Source organism: Serratia proteamaculans (assembly GCF_013337185.1).
Lineage (GTDB): Bacteria > Pseudomonadota > Gammaproteobacteria > Enterobacterales > Enterobacteriaceae > Serratia > Serratia proteamaculans_D.
The window spans coordinates 49263-67696 of record NZ_SWDE01000006.1 but is presented as its reverse complement, the minus strand read 5'-3'; the positions used below and the strand labels follow the sequence as shown (position 1 = coordinate 67696).

Genomic DNA, 18434 nt, shown 5'->3' with positions numbered 1-18434 from the left:
GGGAGCCAAACAATGACCGCATCAAGCGTTTCTCACACCTCACGTGCTGCGACCGGCCACTGGCCGGTCTTGCTTCCCGCGCTAGGCATTCACATTACTGCAGGGTGCCGGGCACAGCCCTGCCCGGTCTGCGGCGGCAAAGACCGCTTTCGCTTTGACAACCTGCAGGGGCGCGGCACATGGTTTTGCAACCAGTGCGGCGGTGGCGATGGCCTGAATCTGGTCGAAAAGGCACTGGCCGTGACCACCAAAGAGGCCGCCGTGAAGGTGGCTGGTGTATTAGGTGAACCGTCGGGCAACACCTTGCCCGAATACAATCCCGAACAGGAACAGCAGGACAAAGCACAGGCACGGTATCACGCAGCGCAACAGGCCAGACAACTGCTCGCCAGCGCCCGACAACAGGCCGGGAATGCCTACCTGACCGCCAAGGGTTGGCCGGACACTGACGCCCTGACATTACAGGGGCCGTCATTGCGCGTGGGCGGTATCACTTATCAGCCCGGCGACCTGCTGTTACCCCTGACCGACAGTGCCGGAGACGTGGTTAACGTCCAGTTAATCAATGCCGCAGGTATCAAGCGCACGTTGCCCGGGGGGCAGGTAAAAGACGCCTGCCACTTCCTGCCAGGGCAGGATAATACCGTTATCTGGCTGACCGAGGGCTACGCTACCGGCCTGACCGTGCATCAACTAACCGGGGAAAGTGTCTGTGTCGCGCTCAGCGCCAATAACCTGCCCGCCATGGCGCAGCAGTTGCGCACCCACTACCCTGACGCGCTGTTGCTGCTAGCGGCCGATAATGACGAAAACGGCACCGGCCAGAGCCGCGCCGCCGAGGCCGCGCAACTGATCGGCGGCACACCGGCGTTACCGTCAGAAACAGGCGACTGGAACGACGTATACCAGCAACAGGGCAAGCTGGCCACGCTTGCGCAGTTGACAGCCTTCAGCCAGCCCAAGCAACCCAGCCCGTTTGATACGCTCAGCGATGCCGACCTGAAAGCCCTGAGCGCCAGTGAGAAGGCCGAACTGCTGGCAGAGCACTACCAGCACCTGCTGGCCGTGCCACCGGTCGGTGAAGACCTGTGCCGCTATGAAAACGGCGCATGGCAGGTGTTATCGTACCGGGTGCTCAGCCGGGAGATTGCCGCGCTGTTCCAGAAAATCCGCGCCCCGTTCTCAGCGGCGGGTATCAACAGCATTCTGGATACGCTCAGGTTGATGGTGCCGCAAATGGGCACGCCGGCACGTCACCTGATTGGCTTTCGTAACGGGGTATTTGATACCACCACTGGGCAATTCAGTGCGCACCAGAAAACGCATTGGCTGCGCACCGTCAACAGCGTGGACTACACGCCGCCTAAGGCCGGGGAGAATCTGGTCGACCACGCCCCGCACTTCTGCCGCTGGCTGACACGCGCCGCCGGACAGCAACCCGACAAGCAGGCGCGCATTCTTGCCGCGCTGTTTATGGTTCTGGCGAACCGCTATGACTGGCAACTGTTCCTTGAGGTCACCGGCCCTGGCGGCAGCGGTAAAAGCGTGATGGCCGCAATAGCCAGCTTGCTGGCGGGGAAAGACAACACCACGTCGGCCACCATTGATACGCTGGAATCCTCACGGGAACGCGCCTCTGTGGTCGGGTTCTCGCTGATTATCCTGCCTGACCAAGAGAAATGGAGCGGTGACGGAGCGGGCATCAAAGCGATCACCGGCGGCGATGCGGTGGCTATCGATCCGAAATACCGGGATGCCTACTCCACGCACATTCCGGCGGTAATTCTGGCGGTAAACAACAACCCGATGCAATTCAGTGACCGCAGCGGCGGTGTCTCCCGTCGCCGGGTGATCTTGCCGTTCCCGGAGGTGATACCGGCCAACGAACGTGACCCGCAGTTGCTGGCAAAAATCACCGGTGAGTTGGCGGTGATCGTGCGCCACCTGATGCAGCGTTTTGCCGCGCCCAATGACGCACGCATATTACTCGAAGCCCAACAGAACTCCGACGAAGCGCTGGAGATTAAACGCAGTGCCGATCCGCTGGTCGACTTCTGCGGCTACCTGCTGGCAGTCAGTGCGCCTGACGGTCTGTATATCGGTAATGCCAACATTACCCCGGCGAACCCACGCAAGTATCTATATCACGCTTACCTCTCTTACATGGAGGCTCGGGGACACAAGTACCCATTGAATCTGACCGCGTTCGGGCGTGCGGTGCCGCAAACCCTGCGTGAGTACGAAATAGCGCTGTTAAAACGCAAGACCAATCAGGGGATGCAGACCAACCTGATATTGAGCGAAGACTGCGAAGCCGACTGGCTCCCCAAGTGTGAAATGCGCTGAGCAAATAGCGTCACGATCGTTTCTGCCGATCAATACGCGGTTATTGATCTGCCGAACCCATTGGACGCTGTTGCGTGGGGCCGCTTATAGTCGTTCTGTACAAACCGCATACACCCAACACCGGGGAACCCCGTAGCGGTGACTACTCAGGCCTGCTTTGCAGGCCTTTTCTTTGCCTGAAATCTCTCACTGTCACTCACCGACTGTGCAATCAATCACTGGCTCAGGCCGGTATTTTACATTTTGGGGTCTGACTGTTCACGGTAAGTGGCCAGTCAGGGCAAACTTATCACCAACTAGTCACTGGTTAGTTTATTGTTTTTAAACAACTAAAAACAAAAGTGAACACTGTGACCAGTTTTTCTATAAATCTTTTTTTTCTGGCGTTTAGATTATTGCCCTGTTAGAGACTCTTCCAGTCAGGCAGTTTGTTGGCCCGCTTACGCCAATAGTGGATTAACGCCATGAATAAACCAAACAGCAAACCGGCAAAGAGGGCCGTGAATACCGCAAACAATACGCTGAAGTCTTGATTTTTCCAGCTACTAAACCACACGAAAATGCCCCATAACGGGCCAAACCAGACGGCGAAGAACAACGTATTCAGCCAGAAGGGGGCAAGCGGTGGAGGTGGCATTTTACCCCCCAACTTCCAAAACAGGCGCAAGATCGGTGGCGCATAATTACTTCGCCACATATTTTTATCTTCCATCAGGGCTATTGCCTTTTTCTTCTTATCTTCAAATGCCATCATCCGAATTCTTTCATTGGGTATCAATAAAGACTGTCTAATAATATGCCTTATCCAGAGTCAGCCATAGAGGGGCCGTTTGGAAAACGGAAAAAATCCCACTCTAAGACTTTTTAAGATAAACAGGTTCTGACAGGCAGCTTTGGGCGAGAGCAGAAGTTGGTTTGCCGGAAGATTTCTAAAAGTGAATAGTCAGGTTAAGCGCAATGTTTACACTGATAAGTCAGCACTAGAAATGCTACCGAAACTTATTAGAAGTGACACAAACCAGCTGGATTGGCCTGTTGTGGTCTGCTCCTAATGCTTTGCTCGGTGGTAGAGCCACACAAGCTTGTTCACAGGCTCGTAATTAAAGAGAATACCATTGAGCACTAAGCCTGGTTCACGTGTAGGCCGTCCACTCAGACTACGATAAGAAAAATGGGGCTCGATGAGCCCCATTGTGCATTGTTCAGCTGATAACAGCTAACGCGGGACACGGCATAGCTCTAAACTGTTGAGAAAATGTGAGATTATATCTTCATCACTTTAAGGGGACCGCCTAGATCAGTTTCAATCATAGCCTTTTCTTGGATTACTGTGCTGAGTGGCTAAAGCAAGTCAGATGGAACCCCCTTTAATCAATTCCGATAGGAATCCATGATGCGGTGCCTGCGGCGTCCCGATGACCATAGCACGATCCAGCCCGCTGTTGACTGTTTCGCATGCTGTTTCCGGCAATAGTACACAGGCATGGCAGGCTGCTTTGTTGACCCGTCGCGAACCCGTCCCACCCAAATCCTCCGAACAGACAGGATCAGCAGAGCACCAAGACGCCCGAGAAAGAGCCCTGAGAACCATCGGCTCAAAAAGCTTAGGCCGGCCGATACGAACCAACCCGCCCAGACTACCTTCCGAATCTCCGGCTGCGGTGAAAATGAGAAAGGCCGCCATCGGTGCCTCTGGATCGCTAGATACAAAGATGCGTTCTTTCAGCGAAGCTGAGGAGTAACCACATTCAAACACCATCTGATTGATCATGATGTGAGCCAAGGTGTGAACCAGAAGGTATCGGGCAGCCCATTGTGGCGTAACGTAATTACTCTGGAGCGGTGGCATCAGGTTTTTCTCGTCAGCCATGCGTGCCACAAACGCCTGATCCAGCCGGTGTGCAAGCCACTCGGCATTCTCTGCAAGCCAATTGCTGACGGCGCCCTCATCCAACTCGACGAAAATACCTTCACCATAATTCTTGATAGCAGGCAGCCACTGGGATTCTGGTGCCGGCGGGTGAAGGAAAAGCTGGTTCATAGCTGAGTCCGGCATGCTAGCCAACGGCTCCCTTTCCCGTATAAGTCTGTCAAAGCCACAAAAAACCCGGGTTTCACGCAGCTTTTCAACCAGATTGATCCGCCCGAACCAAGATTTCAGCCCAAGCGGAACCAAGCTTGGAATTACCCTTAGTTCGTTGTCTACTCCAAGGGCTACTTCATTGCGTAGTACGTTGTACTCGGCCCGGCGGTATTTCTGGGACTCTGATTCTGCCATTACAGGCTGAGGGCCTCCATCTGCCAGCGAGCTGCCTTGGTTGAGAGCGTCCATGGCCTGCATTATCAACGCGTCATCAGGCAGGCTGGGGTAATAGGGGAGCAGGATCTCATGGAGCTTTTTTAGTGCTTCCGAGATAATTCCGAGCTGGATAAATAGCTTTACGACGCTTAAATCCAGATCATCATTTCTCAGTATCTTCTGAATGTCAGTAACGCATTGTTCGCTGCTCATATTCGGCAGATAGATTGAAGACAGCACTTTTCCAAAATAGATGTTCGACTGGTTGATCAGCACTGCAACAGGGGGTTCTTGGCATGGCTGAGCTGCCAAGCCCAGCCAAGGACGCTCACCACTACAGAAGATCCCTGCCGACTTAAGTCCGGATTTATCGATTTTGCCACTGTCGGGATCGCGAACCATGCTCATTGCTCCCGCCAAGGTTTTCCATTTCTTGCATATCGAGCAGGTGACTTTAACGGACCTCAGGTCTGGGCCGCCGGAATCCTTAAGCACCAGTCCGCTATCCCCTGGGCAGGTACATCCACACCAAGCTTTCCATGGGAAATCTGCAATATGCCCTTGGCTGCAGACGCTGATGAAACGCACGGGGCGCCAATTTGGTTTTTTGTCATTTGGGAGCGGGGTAAGTTTCCGGGTATCTAGGCTGAAACGGCGCATTTTTCCGCTGTAGCTGTCGACATACCAAGTAGGAAAGCGGTGAGTCTGGATTTCCAGCCCCGATAGCCCTGGATTCTGGTCGTCACGGCAGTATTCTGGCGGCTGGCGGAATTGTGGAACCTGAAGCAGAGCAGATAGTCGAGGCTCGTCAATCACATGCCTGCGCATGGCGGCCTCATCCACCGTCCACTTGCCTTTCTCATCCATCTGTTTATGCCAGAAGTCTAGCCCGCAGATTATATTAGGTACACCGTTCTTGTCGGTATAGATGCTCCCCGGCCCGAAGGGGACAATCAATTGCCCCAGCCGAATGTCACTGGCCATGCTCTGTATGCTCCTCGCCTAAATAGTTGCTGCTGATTGCTGCCCGGGCAGTGCCGTCAACATTGCGCATGCTGCTGAGAACCCGCATCCCTTTTCGTTTCTGCTCCCTAGTCGCGAACTCACCTGTCCATAGCATCAGATACTCTCCATCTTTCTTTTGCGGGTACGCCCACCACTCTTGTGGATTGGTTTTCCACTTATTGAGGAGTTCACTGTGTACTTTGCGCATGGCTTCGCATACTCGATCCAATTCATCTGGTTGAACCTCCATGATGGCTCCGCATCGTTCAAGCAGCAGCTCAAGCGCCTCGTTCAAATAGTCGGCATAGTCGCCGAAGGCCTCACCAGGCGAGCTGGCACCATGCCGCTGCCGTGCCCAGAGCAGCATTACTCCTGCCAGTGCGCGCTCCACTGCTTCAACCGAAAATGGTGTAGCCGAAGTCGGCTCGACCCGCTCATAGAGACGGCGGTGATAACTATGAAACTGCTCAAAGTGCGAGCGGTCGCGACTCTTCCCCGGGTTGAACATGCTCAGAATCAGTCCAGGACGTTCCCACCAGCGCCGTCCTACCCGGCCTGTCACCTGAATGTACTGAGCGGTTGACTTGGGCTGACCGACAACAGCCATCAACGCTAGCCGGTCGATATCCACTCCAACTTCGATGATATTGGACGCAAGACAGGCATCCAAGCTGTCCTTGGCATCCCAAGGGAGCGCCAACCGATCCATTAACTCAACCAGCTGTGCCTGACTCTGACGACTGGTCAACTCTTCCACAGTATTGAGGTAGCGTTGAGGGCCGCCTTTGAGCCCATAACGCGATGAATAGTCCTTTAGACGCGCAGCAATGTCAGACTGGAACAGGGTCTGGGCACCACCCAGCTCACGCAAGCTGTTGTAGAACGCCAGCAGGGTCCACCATGCATCTTTCTTGTTGTCATCGAACATCCACGCTCTGAACAACACAGTCGAAAATGCACGGACCTGAGTTGTCAGGAAAGACCGATAACCGCTGGCGTGAATTCCTAGGTAGAGTCGGCCTTGTTTCAGCTGTCCATCTTTGTCCTTGGCGTAACGGCCGAAAAACGAGTCGCCCATCTCCAGCCCTGGGCTGGGAAACAGCTGCAGCTTCTCACGGGCATAGACAGTACGTACCTGCTCTGCCGCCCCCCGAATGGTGGCGGTCGAGGCGATTATCTTGGGCTTTATCAGATAACGCCTGTTCTTTGCGCTGCAAAGCTGCTCGATCACCCCCTCATATAACCCATAGATCGTACCCAAAGGCCCTGAAATCAGGTGAAACTCATCTTGGATCACCAATCCTGGGGGGCGTCTGACAGGAATCACTTCTCCCTCTTTGCCATGATCCAAGCCAAACAGTGCGCCGGTTTCCGGCTTCCAGGCCATCATTGCGAACTTGTCAGCGGTCCCGATGAACATGGATGGTGGATCTTTGTAGATGGCTTCGTCGATAACCTCGACAGGTAGCCTACTGCGTTCGCCACCATATTCACATCCAGTGTCAGAGCACATCAGGTACGGCTGCTTTCCACCGACCAGCCCAGCGAGATTGCTGTTCTTGTTCTTCTTGCCTTTACTGGACGAGGCTTGAGTCAACCGGCCGATTGTGCTCCGGCACCAAGGGCACTCCGTCAAGACTAACGGATTTCCTGTCACATCTCCGGAGTCATATTTGCGGACCGCTTTGCTGGCATCAGCCCATTTATTTGGTGAACCATCACCACCAACCCAGAGTCCAAGTGTGAAGCAGGAGGTCCCTAGCGAGGGGCTGGCGGCCTCCTTTTCCCGGCGTACTCTGATTTGTTCCATAGCGCAGATCAGGCTGGCAGCACGCTGGAATTGCTGTGTGGTCAGCATCCGCAAGGTGTAGCGCATGAATACATTGGTGCCATCACGACGCAGTTCATCATCTACGCGCGAAATCAAGCGTTGGTGGAACATGTAGAAAGCGGCGACTGCGAGATAGGCTTCGGTCTTGCCTCCGCCTGTGGGGAACCAGATCAGGTCGACGATTTCCCGGTCATCACAACGTTCCTCAACCAGTCCGGCGATACTCATAAGCAAGAACGCTGCCTGGAAGGCTCGCCATTTGCCGACACCCTGTTTTTCGGAACCATCAATCCACACCTCCCATGGTGTGCGTGGCTGTCCTTCAGGTACCTCCTCAGCAACCACATAGTTGTTGAGGAGGACTAGCGGGCGACGAGAGATCTGTTTGGATGCTACCTGCTGGAGCAGCATTGCCTGATTGGCCAGACGAAATGCCTCTAGTGCAGTGGTGTCGGTTTGCAGGATCGCAATGCCGTGTCTGATGCGCTTGAGGCTTTGGCGGCAGTCATCCAGATGGCTTGTGGCTACATCACGCAACTGGGGCGATAGCTTCTCGCTGCCTGCCTCGCGAGCATCAATCCAAGCAGCATACTCTTGCACGAGACTATCGAGTGGTGCCCAGTCCTGAGCGCCCGGGGCAAAGGTTGTAAGCCCCGCTAGATCACGCATAGATAGGGTGACAGGGTCTCCCTCGCGGTCCGTGATGTCAGGAGTCATACTCGGCAGTTCCACGGCCGGCATCACATCCGCGAAAATAGCATCCGGTACTCCCCCTTCGACAAGATCCCATCCCGCCGCACAACCGTGTCCGATCGCCCAAGTAGCTTGGTCACGGTACAGCAGGGAGAGCGTTTTCTCGTCATCATCGAGCTGTTCGAACGGCCTGACTCCTTCAGGGTAACGGCTAAAGACTGCACCGCCCTGCACCCGCACCTGGAAGTACGCCTGAAAGAGGATGCTTCGGATCTGATCTGCTTTGCTCTTGGCCGCTTGGGCATCCTGTTGGTTGCGCAGTACGCATGTGACAATCCACTTGCCATGCATGCGTCGTGGAAAAACTTGGATCTGTAAAGCAAGCCCCCCAGGCAAGCTCAGGCTCCTTGACTCGGTTTTTCCGGGCTTTAGGCTAGCCAACAGAAATCGTTCACACGTAGCAACAGTTGTAGCCGGCACACGCCGCCACGCCTCCGCACGATGTTCACCATTCTCCTTGCTCGTTACTTTAATACAGGGTTCATACCTTCCGTTGACTGGGAACGCGGCGGCCTCTGGTAGCTGCCAAAAGAACTTTTTAGCAGCGGGAAGCGATACGACAAATTCGCCTTCACTCTCCTCCAGGCAGAAGCTAATACCCATGACCGAGGGTTGGTACATATCGTCACTGCCAACCTCGAAATCATCGTCATCCGCCTCAGTGCCACCTCCCTCTGAAGCTGGGTCACCGCTGGTAAACATTGCAGGCAACGTCGACACTTCCGGATTGGAGACCACTGCCAGCACTGTCTCAGTCAATGCGTTCTCTCCATTCTCACCGTCGTTTATTAGCCCAGCGGATGATCCAGGGTCCGCATGATCGTCAATTACCATCCCCTGCATATATTTACGTGGGTACAAAAGGCCCGCGCCATAACGTTGCATAGGCGTTTCGCCATTGTAGTGGACGATTTCCTGCAGAACATCGCTGTCTCCGCATTGGTAGTAAAGGGGCCCGAACTCTTCCCCGGAAAGCCGGAAGCTGCCTTGTGCATCAATAGTAACCATTCCGAAGGTTGTAACGGTTTCGATGACGCGCGAGGGCCCCACCAGCTCTCCACGAAGAAACTCGATTTCTGCAGATCGTTCCTTATTCATACTTTTTACCTGGCACTTGTCACCCATTCAGCTAGCTGTGATGCACCTGATGCATGACAAAATAGATGGAGCCGCTCTTGGGCCCGGGTGATTCCCGTATAAAAGCGGTTGCGATCAAACCCACTATCAGAAGGAATTACATCAGTGATGATGATGACCTTGTTCTCCAGCCCCTTGTAGGCTGGAACAGTGGAGTAGCGTATGCCCTTGGTGCTCGAATTTCCGACGGAGACGAATGCGCGGTTGCAGGCCTCGCGAAGCAATGGGAGCACTGAGCGACGTTCAGACCCGAAGGAAAGCACCGTAATGTCGGCCTCCCGGAATCCGCTGGCCAAAGCTGAATCTATACATATCATGATCTTGCGGATTTGATCCGCTGCGTCCTTGTACAGCTCAAGGTTCCATGCATTCAGGCCGCCCCCCTGTCGTAGGTAACCGGAGTAGGTGCTCCTGTCTGCCTGAGAGAGCTTCATTGCGAACTGGCCAACGGTCTTGTAGTTGCGACAGTTTTCCGTAAGTACCCAGCGGGCTGAATTCTTCCGCACGGTAGCTAGGGGGACCTCCAGTGCCGTTGCTCCTGTCAGTACCTGATTGCGGAAGTCACCTAACATAAGGAAGCGGCCGCCATCTAGGTCACCATCTATAAGCAGACGGAGGCAGTCCAACAGGTCTGGGCGCCCGAGAATATCCTGCGCCTCGTCGATGACCAGATAGTCGAACCGAGCATCATGCGCACAAGATGGATCCGTGAGGCGGTCTTGGACCTCCAGCGCTACGCTGGACCAGAAATCATCGTTTGGATTTTCCGGCACACTTACCCCAGTAAGGGACATCAACACGCTTAAGGCAGAGCCCCCGACCAAAAGCGGGTTGTGTTCTTCCTCTAGCTGACTGGCAGCCCATTGACCGATCAGCCTGTTAAAACAGAGATAACCTACCCTTAGACCTTGAGCCGCCTTGAGCCGAGCCACGCTAATACCTATTAGTGACTTACCGGTTCCTGCCCCCCCTTCAACTAGCACCCTCGGGTTGTAATCCGTCAAACGAAGCACCGGGTATTGTTGATCGCGCAATAGCTTCTCAAGCTCCTCCTCGCGATAGCGAATTTCGGTGAACTTTTCCGGCCGGCGTGTACGGATGGGGAAGCAGAAACTGACGAAATCTTCTACCTGCGCCCCTGACAGTGGTGCCTTCAGCAGGGCGATCGTTGGATCCGCATAGATGATCCGCAGGGCCATTTTTTTAAGAGCTTCACACAGCGCATCGCCCGTTGTACAGGCATCGAACCGGTAACGGTCCATCACCTCGTATGGACTAACCGACAGATTGGGCGGCACGGTAAAATCTGCCCGAGGGAAAACACAGCAATGAATCACTGGGACTTGAGAAAAGATCGCTAACCGCTCCACCAGCCGACGCCGCAGAACATAACGAGCATCCTGTGCTTGGCGGAACGGCGATTTTGTAATGCTTTTTGGGTACCAGTGATCGCCGTCGAAGCCAATCTCTCGATGCGATTTGACCTCAATGCAGAGAATGCCAACGTCGGGAATCACAATCACAAAGTCAAGTTCGGTGCGCCTGTTATGGTTGCTCGGTGCCAGATCCAGCGAATGGATAACGGTCCAGTTGCACCGGGCACTTTCGAGTTTCCGGTAAAGGTCAATCTCACCGGGCGGTGAAGTCTCGTCGATAAATCCGGGAATCATGCGCACAAATGCTCGCCTCCTAAGCCTGCGCGATACCGTTCAGCAATCGGCAGCTTGAGCAGTTTTTCCAGCACCTCTGCCGGAGCAGCAAAGTCCGGCGAAATACTAATCACAGGTTTAAATAACACGCTGCCGGTCAGGCCACTTTCCGGCTCAAGCCGGTGAGGATATACATATACTAACGAGAGCATACTGCGAATAGCAGGCAATTCTCTACGCAGCTCCGCAGTTAGTTGTTCGTTTACAATGGCATGCTCAACCGCTCCATGTTGTATCGCGTTAACCCGAGAGGCCTCGACCTCTCTCCACGCCCGACGCCATCCAGGAACAGTTCTGCCATTAACCACCATCGGTGGAATAAGATCCGGATCAAGTACCTTTATCAGCAATGCTTCGAAATGCCTCTTACGCAGCGGCGCCGGAATCACAGTACCATTGCTTTCTTTCCATTTGTGGACCGCACGATGCAGATCTTGGAGATCAATGCCGGCTTGCTGCATTTTCTGAAGACATATATTGGGATGTCGTTTCCAAGCATCAGCCAGCGCCTTTTTCCAGAGGGCAGCCAGCGGCGCTTTAGAGGCATCGACACTAACCTCACCAAGGTCAGCATCAGCATCGTGAATCAGCAGGTAATCATCTGCTTCTACTTCATTAATCTGTCTGTAGCCAATGGCCTCAATGTCGGTGCGATGGGGACTGAATACCAGCAAGCGGGACCCCGGACGAAGAAGCACTCCGTACTCAGCTGGAAACTCCACTAGCACACATCGATGCAAGGCTTTGCCCGTGGACGTCTTATTGTCAAGGTACACAAGATCATCAACTTGTTCAGCCGTAGGAGGCACAGTCATCGTTCTGGGATTCTCGCTGACGGTAGTCCGAACTGAACGCAGGCTGGCCAGATAGTTGTAGGTGGGCAGTACCGGATCATCGGCAAATCCTTCCTCATCTGCCAGCCCTGACCAAACAAAGCGGACCAGACGACGGTATGATGGGGAAGTAATTAATGCCTCCGGCGCACTGCCGAAGCCACGCGTGCGCAAAGGTCCGAATCGGATCAACGCATCTGCCGGAGGGATCTTGCGGTACTCTGCAAGTGTGCTTACGAATCCCCCATCATTGAGGTCCACCAACCCTTCGAGCAGCTTGCGAAAAAGGTCGCGTTCTTTGGGATGGCACCAAATCCTGACGTTGTCTTTCCCATATTCGCACTTAAGTTCGATGAATAACCGGACGAACTCCGCATTAAGTACAGAGCCCTCCTCAGCGTAACAGGTGATCAGGTCTTTCAGGAGCTCGACGGTTTGTACGGCATTCGCCCCCCACTGCCGGCGAATCTGCGCTGCATCGGCAAGGCCACAGCGGGGAAAGAGGCCAATATCGGGTATCAAAGGTGACGTCAGCCACTTCTGCATCTCGAAGCGAAGCAGCAGGGCCGACTCGTTCACGTCAGGGCCGCTATCTAGCTGGTAAAGTGCTGAATAAAGTATCCGCATATGGTGGCGGATCGCGGAAAAAAGCGGAGACTCGCCAATAAAGAGCTCTTGGAACGGCGGATTACTATCTAGAAACTGCAAGCGCGCGGTTGTCGGGATAATCATGGTCACATCCTTCGTTGCAGCACGCGCAGCTGCATTCCGGTTTGCATTTCACCCAACAGACAATTGCTGGCGTCCCTATCTTTGTAGTAGCGGCTGATATTATTCAACCAGTCCTTGAGCTGGAGGATCGACTCGACAGATGCATCACGGTTGCAGACACCAATGATGTCGCTCGAAGGGAACAGTTTCTCCGCACAGAGCAGCGCCGATATGCCATCGGCCACCACTAACCAGGCCGCATGTATGGCCTCGTCTTGATGCACTCTCTCGTTGAGGAAGCGAAGGCGCCGTATGTATTGCCGCTCAGTGTGATGCAGAGTCAGCAGATCGCCCAGCGAAAATCTGCGGTCAGCTGTTGCGAAACCCGCAGCATAAAGCTTCTGCATATAACTGGAGTCACGCGCCCCCCCCTGCCCAACCAAGACTAGGCCATCATAGGACTGACGCAGATTTGCTTCCAAGATAGGGCCGGCGCATCCCGGGAGATCGCGATACTCGGAGTATTCCAGCCCCTTCCCGTCATGAGGTAACTGCGGCAAGGGGCAATCGCGCAACTGCCAGCGGATGGCGTTGCCACGCATGATGTAACAGGTGCAGACCCCGTGCGGATTAGGGATGCTTTTGCCCTTCCTTTTGACAAAAGGCCGGTATGTAGCTTTCTCGAGAACAATGGCATCTAACTCGCCATTAAAGGCAACAAAACGCCAGCGAGTATCGTCAACGGAGTCACGCACATCCCACGAGAGCTCTTCAGGATGGGCCCCGCATCGCACCTTCGCGGCAATACGCTCGTGGCATGTTCGCAGCAGAAAATCGAAGTGCATATCCACGTGGTTTGCCGTCGTACGCTCCAGATCATTCCGCAGGGCGCCCAGAGCGATAAGACCAGCAGCCTCCGACTCGCACGGCATAGACAACAGACCGATCCGACGAGCATTACCGCAACCTAGGTTCCACCGATAGCCCAGACTTAGAGCAGTAGCAGCCCATGTAGGGACCTCGTCATAAAACGTATCCACTTCAAAATATTGCATCTAAGCAATCCCGAGGCTACAGGTATCCTAAATAAATTGAGACTCGATTAAATCACTCCAACAGGTAAATGAAAATCTCAAATAACGTGGTTTCTCGGATATCTTGTTAAATTTGTTGGGCTTGGTCATTTTTGCAGCGATGTAATGGGCATCTGCCACAATCCAGCCAGCATCATACTTCTAACTGCTGCCTTTAACTTGGGAGAGCATCACATTACTAAAAACCTATTTATAAAAAGCCTGATTAATAAAGGTTGGAGATATGGTAATACCCGTTTACTACACAATGATGCTCGCAGGGTTTGCTTCTGGCACATAGCAACCTGTTAACCCAGAGTATTGTTTATCAGGTGTTATCAAATTCCCGTGCAAAGGCGCTGATACTGATCCCGGTGTTTATACGTATAATCACAGTAAGTTGCTGTTCTTCATTCAGTGCTGAAGGACGACCAAATCGCTTTCCAGCTGTTTTGCCCTCGCAATACCTGAGTGCGTGCGCTCAAGCAACAGATCCCGCTCAAATTCTGCGACAGCAGAAATCACCGACATCATAGTGAAAAGTAACTCAATAATCGGTTCAAGTCGGCATTTTGCCTTTTTGGGGCTGACTGTTCACGGTAAGTGACCAGTCAGGGCAAACTCATCACCGACTAATCACCAGTTAATTCATTGTTTTAAAACAACTAAAACCAAAAGTGAACAGTGTGACCAGTTTTTCTATAAATCTTTTTTTTCTGAGTGAGATGACGGATTGGATCTATCATGGGGCAGAGCCAAAAACAGACTCATTTAAGGGGTAACCACTAAGATGGAAACGACCAAGAAAATAATTATGGAAGGATTAGAGCGGCATGGTTTAAGCAAACTCCCCGGCCGCCCTTATGACTGTTCCTTCGAATTACTGGCCGCCAAGCCAGCAAGAAAGCGTTTAATCATGGTTGGGTTCAATGGTTCATCTGCGGATGACGGTTTTACAAATGCTGAAGCAGTGATAAGCGGCTTTAATTCACCTTATTTCTCTAATGTTCAGGCCGGTACTGAAGGTGAATGGGGTATCAAACATTTGGCAAACCGCCTGCAATCAGTCCCTGAACAGCTAGGCTTTAGATGGCAAGATACTGTCTATACCAATGCACTACTCATGTGTTCTAAAGATGCCCTGTCGCTCAAAAAATGTGCTCAAGAGAGCGCGATTGGCAGTTTGGATCGACTGATTGAAAAATCAATGAGTTTCTTTGAAAACGTTACCGTCCCCCTATGCAAACCTGAGCTAATTATTGCTTACAGTAACGGAATGAACTCTCACTCAGCAGCTCGCTTGCTATTAAAAGCATTCGGCGATGGCGATGAACCCGAGTACATAAGCCGAAACCGCTACTACTCCACGTTCTGCTTTACAGCACGGTTTAAGCAATTCGATGTGCCTGTGGTAGGTATCCGCCACATGTCGCGCTTCAAACCTGATGTGCAGCTCATCAAGCAAGCATGGGAAAAAAGGCGCTAATTGGTGGTACCAGATTCTAAAATCCCCCTCTAAATCGGTGTCACTTTCCTGCATTGGTATACGTTTAGGTATACCCAACAAATCTGAACTCGATTTTCATCAATGATTACAACAGACTAATCGATTTATTCAGATTCCCCCAGCCCCAAATGATGATCCGGGTATTACCAGATAAGTCCGGAGAAGTACGGAAAGCCCGCATACCACCTAGGTTTGCGGGCTTTTTTGTGTCTGTAATAGTCCGAGAATATCCTGATAAATATTGGAGTTATTGGTATGCATGGAAATGTATGCCATAACCGTATGCCAAGAATGGGTACACAACGGGCTGCGTGGCCCCTTATTGTTGCAAGCGCTGGCGTTTTTCCTTCAGTTCGTTAGCAACCTGCATCCGTAGCATCGGACTTCTCCGCAGCTCCGATTGGCGTTCAGATTATTGCCCTGTTAGAGACTCTTCCAGTCAGGCAGTTTGTTGGCCCGCTTGCGCCAAGAGTGAATTAGCGCCATGAATAAACCAAACAGCAAACCGGCAAAGAGGGCGGTAAACACCGCAAGCAATACGCTTAAGCCTTGATTTTTCCAGCTACTAAACCACATGAAAATGCCCCATAGAGGGCCGAACCAGACGGCGAAGAACAACGTATTCAGCCAGAAGGGGGCAAACGGTGGCGGTGGCATTTTACCCCCCATTTTCCAAAACAGGCGCAAGATCGGTGGTGCATAATTGCTCCGCCACATCTTTTTATCTTCCATCAGGGCTATTGCCTTTTTCTTCTTATCTTCAAATGCCATCATCCGAATCCTTTCATTGGGTATCAATAAAGACCGTCTAATAATATGCCTTATCCAGAGGCAGCCATAGCGTGAAATGAGCGAAAATAGGCAGATGAAAGGAAGAATATGCGTGACCACTGCCAGTCTGGTTTCGAGGGAGTATTTTGGTTTTGCCATAAAAAACTGCACCTTACTCAGTTGGATCTCCAACTTTTGGGGTGCAGTTCAATTCACGTTGCGGGCTTTTTTGTGTCTGTAAAACAGATAACAGCTAGTGATCCAAATACAGGTAGTGCATCCAGCTGGTCATGCGCAGCAGGACTTTGCGCATAATGGAAAGATGCTCAAAGTGCTCGGTATAGACCGCAGTCTGCGCCGTTACGCCATCGGGCAGTTTGTCGAGTTCCTTGCTGGGGGCCAGATCAATCATCACGTAAACCCCTTCCTGCTGGGCACCGACATTTAACCCCTGCAATGCCCCGCTGGCCTGGTAGCTACCGTCCGGTACCACCGGCAACACCCGCGTCACCGAACCGCCATAGACTTTACCCGGCAAGCCGTTAAATACCACCTCGGCCTTATCGCCCTCGGTTAAGCGCAGAATCGAGTTTTGCCGGAATACCGCCACCACCTGCCGTTTTTGCTGCGGAATAAAAATCATCACCGGCTTGAAAGGCAAACGCACCGCCGTGGTGCCCGGTCTGGCCAATACCTGGGTAACATAGCCGTCGCTGGGTGCGCGAATAGTGGTTTGTTCCAGGTTATAAGTGGCCTCTGCAATCTGTGACTTCAGGCTGGCGATATGGGCATCTTCACCATTGAAGTGGCCCGAAAGCTGTTCCTTCGCCTGCTGATGCTGAGCCCTGGCGGCCTGCAGCGCGGCGGATTGTGCCTGGTATTGTTGCTGCGCATGGCTGATGTCTTGCTCAGAAAAAGGGTTGACTGCCATGGTCGCGCCTTTGGCATAGCGCTGATAATCCTTGCGGGCTCGCTCATACTCGGCATTTACCCGCTGAACATTCGCGGCAGACTCATTCAATGTTGCCTGGCGTCCGCGTACATCCGCCTGCGCACCGGCAAGCTCCGCCTGCAGCTTGTTGAGTCGGGCGCGGTAGCGGGTATCATCAAGGCGAAACAGAATTTCCCCTTTGCGCAGTAATACGTTGGTTTTATCGGTGACTTCTACAATCATCCCCGAGACCTGCGGGACGATCGGCACGGATATCGCGATCTTCTGCGCCCGGTAGGTATAAGGATGGTTGTAATTCATGCCCAGGATTAAGGCACCCACAATGAAAATACCGCCAAGCACCGCCGTCGGCACCGTCCATTTATTGACCGGGATACGGAACAGTTTGAATACGCCGTAGCTCAGCGCAACGTAGCTGAGAATAATTAAGAGATCCATACTGTTGTTTAACCTTTATTGGACGACGAGCTTTGATCTGCAACCTGCGTCTGCATACGCTGCAATTCACTTTCGAGCCGATTAATTCGCGCCTGCAACACATCAGGTTGCTCAGCTTTATCGCTCATTCCCCAGCCCCGTTCCGGCCGGTATAAGGTCGCCCAAATCCATAACAGTGGCCAAATGGCATGCAGGGTAAACAGGCTGACCCAGCCCGCCACATGGATGGCATCCTGATGCGGGTGCTGGCGTTTTTTGGCCAGCAGATAAGGAATATCGTGAATAATAATCACGCCGTAAAACAGAATTAAAAACACGGCGATCAATACGCCTAAAGCGAAGTAATCTAGAAACATGCGAAACCCTGGTTAATAAGGCTAAAATAATTATCGACGCCTATGACGTCTTATATTCTTTAATATCATTGGCAATGGTATCTATGGCATTTTTAACATCGGCCACTTTTAACTGCGACTTTTCATTATTCAGATTGTCTCCGGAGGCCTTCCTCACCACTTTGATTACCGGCTGGTGGGTTGAAGCGTCGATAAACTCACCTTCCATATAAACGGCGCTTTCCATGGTGCGGTGGCCGGTTACGCTTTGTGTTGCGGCAACCAGCAGCGTAATCGGCAGTACCTCATACACCTGCAGTCCCTTCTTCTGCGTGTCAATCGCCGTGATGGCGCCACGGAAAATCAGCGTATTTTCACGCGGTGTATTTTTCAGGATAAAATGAGAACCCATGGCTTTCTTGAATTCTCTGTTGGTATAAGCCAGGATATTATCGAGCGCCTGCTGGCTCACCATCTCACTAGGTTTTGGCCGTGGGAAAAAGATCATCGGCTGATAAACCAGATATTTATACTTGGAGAAATCAACGTTCTTATCCTTCCAATATAATACGTCCTTACCGGAGGCCGATTGGCTCTTGGTAATATCATTATAATTAGGCAGAAACGTCGAGTATTTCTCTTTTTCAGTGACCGATGATGAGCAGGCGGCCAATGTTAACGTCACGGGTAAAATTATCGCGCAGGTTATTTTCATTATAATCTTCCATGTCAAT

The 18434-nt window shown here is 52.5% G+C and carries 12 protein-coding genes and 1 pseudogene; 2 read left to right on the top strand and 11 right to left on the bottom strand.

Translation table 11 applies throughout. From position 1 onward, the window contains the following. Positions 1–12: 12 nt before the first annotated feature. Positions 13–2346: a primase-helicase zinc-binding domain-containing protein gene (locus tag FCL49_RS20125; protein WP_174354886.1), complete on the top strand. Its 2334-nt coding sequence runs from the start codon at positions 13–15 to the stop codon at positions 2344–2346. Positions 2347–2749: 403 nt separating this feature from the next. Here the strand turns inward: FCL49_RS20125 and FCL49_RS20120 are convergent, their stop codons facing one another. The 7 genes and pseudogenes from FCL49_RS20120 to FCL49_RS20090 all read right to left on the bottom strand — a co-directional run. Further along, complete coding sequence (locus tag FCL49_RS20120) at positions 2750–3097, bottom strand: DUF6404 family protein (RefSeq protein ID WP_174355031.1); 348 nt, start codon at positions 3095–3097, stop codon at positions 2750–2752. 600 nt (positions 3098–3697) lie between these two features. Continuing rightward, the gene (gene drmB / locus FCL49_RS20115; protein WP_174354885.1) at positions 3698–5629 is read right to left on the bottom strand and encodes a DUF1998 domain-containing protein; all 1932 of its coding nucleotides are present in this window, start codon (positions 5627–5629) and stop codon (positions 3698–3700) included. After that, entirely contained in the window at positions 5619–9332 is a 3714-nt protein-coding gene (locus FCL49_RS20110; protein ID WP_174354884.1) for a helicase-related protein, read from the bottom strand. The genes drmB and FCL49_RS20110 overlap by 11 nt, the downstream gene beginning before the upstream one ends. Before the next feature lie 5 nt (positions 9333–9337). Beyond that, complete coding sequence (locus tag FCL49_RS20105) at positions 9338–11041, bottom strand: nuclease-related domain-containing DEAD/DEAH box helicase (RefSeq protein WP_254611126.1); 1704 nt, start codon at positions 11039–11041, stop codon at positions 9338–9340. Further along, positions 11038–12645, bottom strand: a complete 1608-nt coding sequence (locus FCL49_RS20100) for a hypothetical protein (protein ID WP_174354882.1) — start codon at positions 12643–12645, stop codon at positions 11038–11040. Before FCL49_RS20100 ends, FCL49_RS20105 begins: the two co-directional genes overlap by 4 nt. Before the next feature lie 2 nt (positions 12646–12647). Further along, positions 12648–13679 carry a hypothetical protein gene (locus FCL49_RS20095; protein WP_174354881.1) on the bottom strand — a complete coding sequence of 344 codons (1032 nt, stop codon included), beginning with the start codon at positions 13677–13679 and terminating at the stop codon, positions 12648–12650. Between the two features lie 346 nt (positions 13680–14025). After that, positions 14026–14228, bottom strand: a pseudogene (locus FCL49_RS20090) (helix-turn-helix domain-containing protein); the annotation flags it as partial. A gap of 259 nt (positions 14229–14487) precedes the next feature. On the opposite strand from FCL49_RS20090, the gene FCL49_RS20085 reads away from it, so the two are divergent. Then, positions 14488–15183, top strand: coding sequence for a hypothetical protein (locus FCL49_RS20085; RefSeq protein ID WP_254611116.1), 696 nt, complete (start codon positions 14488–14490; stop codon positions 15181–15183). A gap of 444 nt (positions 15184–15627) precedes the next feature. On the opposite strand, the gene FCL49_RS20080 is transcribed toward FCL49_RS20085, so the two are convergent. The 4 genes from FCL49_RS20080 to FCL49_RS20065 all read right to left on the bottom strand — a co-directional run bounded on the left by FCL49_RS20080 (position 15628) and on the right by FCL49_RS20065 (position 18415). Further along, positions 15628–15975, bottom strand: a complete 348-nt coding sequence (locus tag FCL49_RS20080) for a DUF6404 family protein (protein WP_174355029.1) — start codon at positions 15973–15975, stop codon at positions 15628–15630. Positions 15976–16228: 253 nt separating this feature from the next. Continuing rightward, complete coding sequence (locus FCL49_RS20075) at positions 16229–17365, bottom strand: HlyD family secretion protein (RefSeq protein ID WP_174354880.1); 1137 nt, start codon at positions 17363–17365, stop codon at positions 16229–16231. An 8-nt stretch (positions 17366–17373) separates the two neighbouring features. Then, the gene (locus tag FCL49_RS20070) at positions 17374–17721 is read right to left on the bottom strand and encodes a DUF3302 domain-containing protein (protein ID WP_174354879.1); all 348 of its coding nucleotides are present in this window, start codon (positions 17719–17721) and stop codon (positions 17374–17376) included. A gap of 40 nt (positions 17722–17761) precedes the next feature. Further along, a complete protein-coding gene (locus FCL49_RS20065) occupies positions 17762–18415 on the bottom strand; it encodes a DUF3313 domain-containing protein (protein WP_174354878.1) in 654 nt (217 codons plus the stop codon). Positions 18416–18434 lie beyond the last annotated feature (19 nt).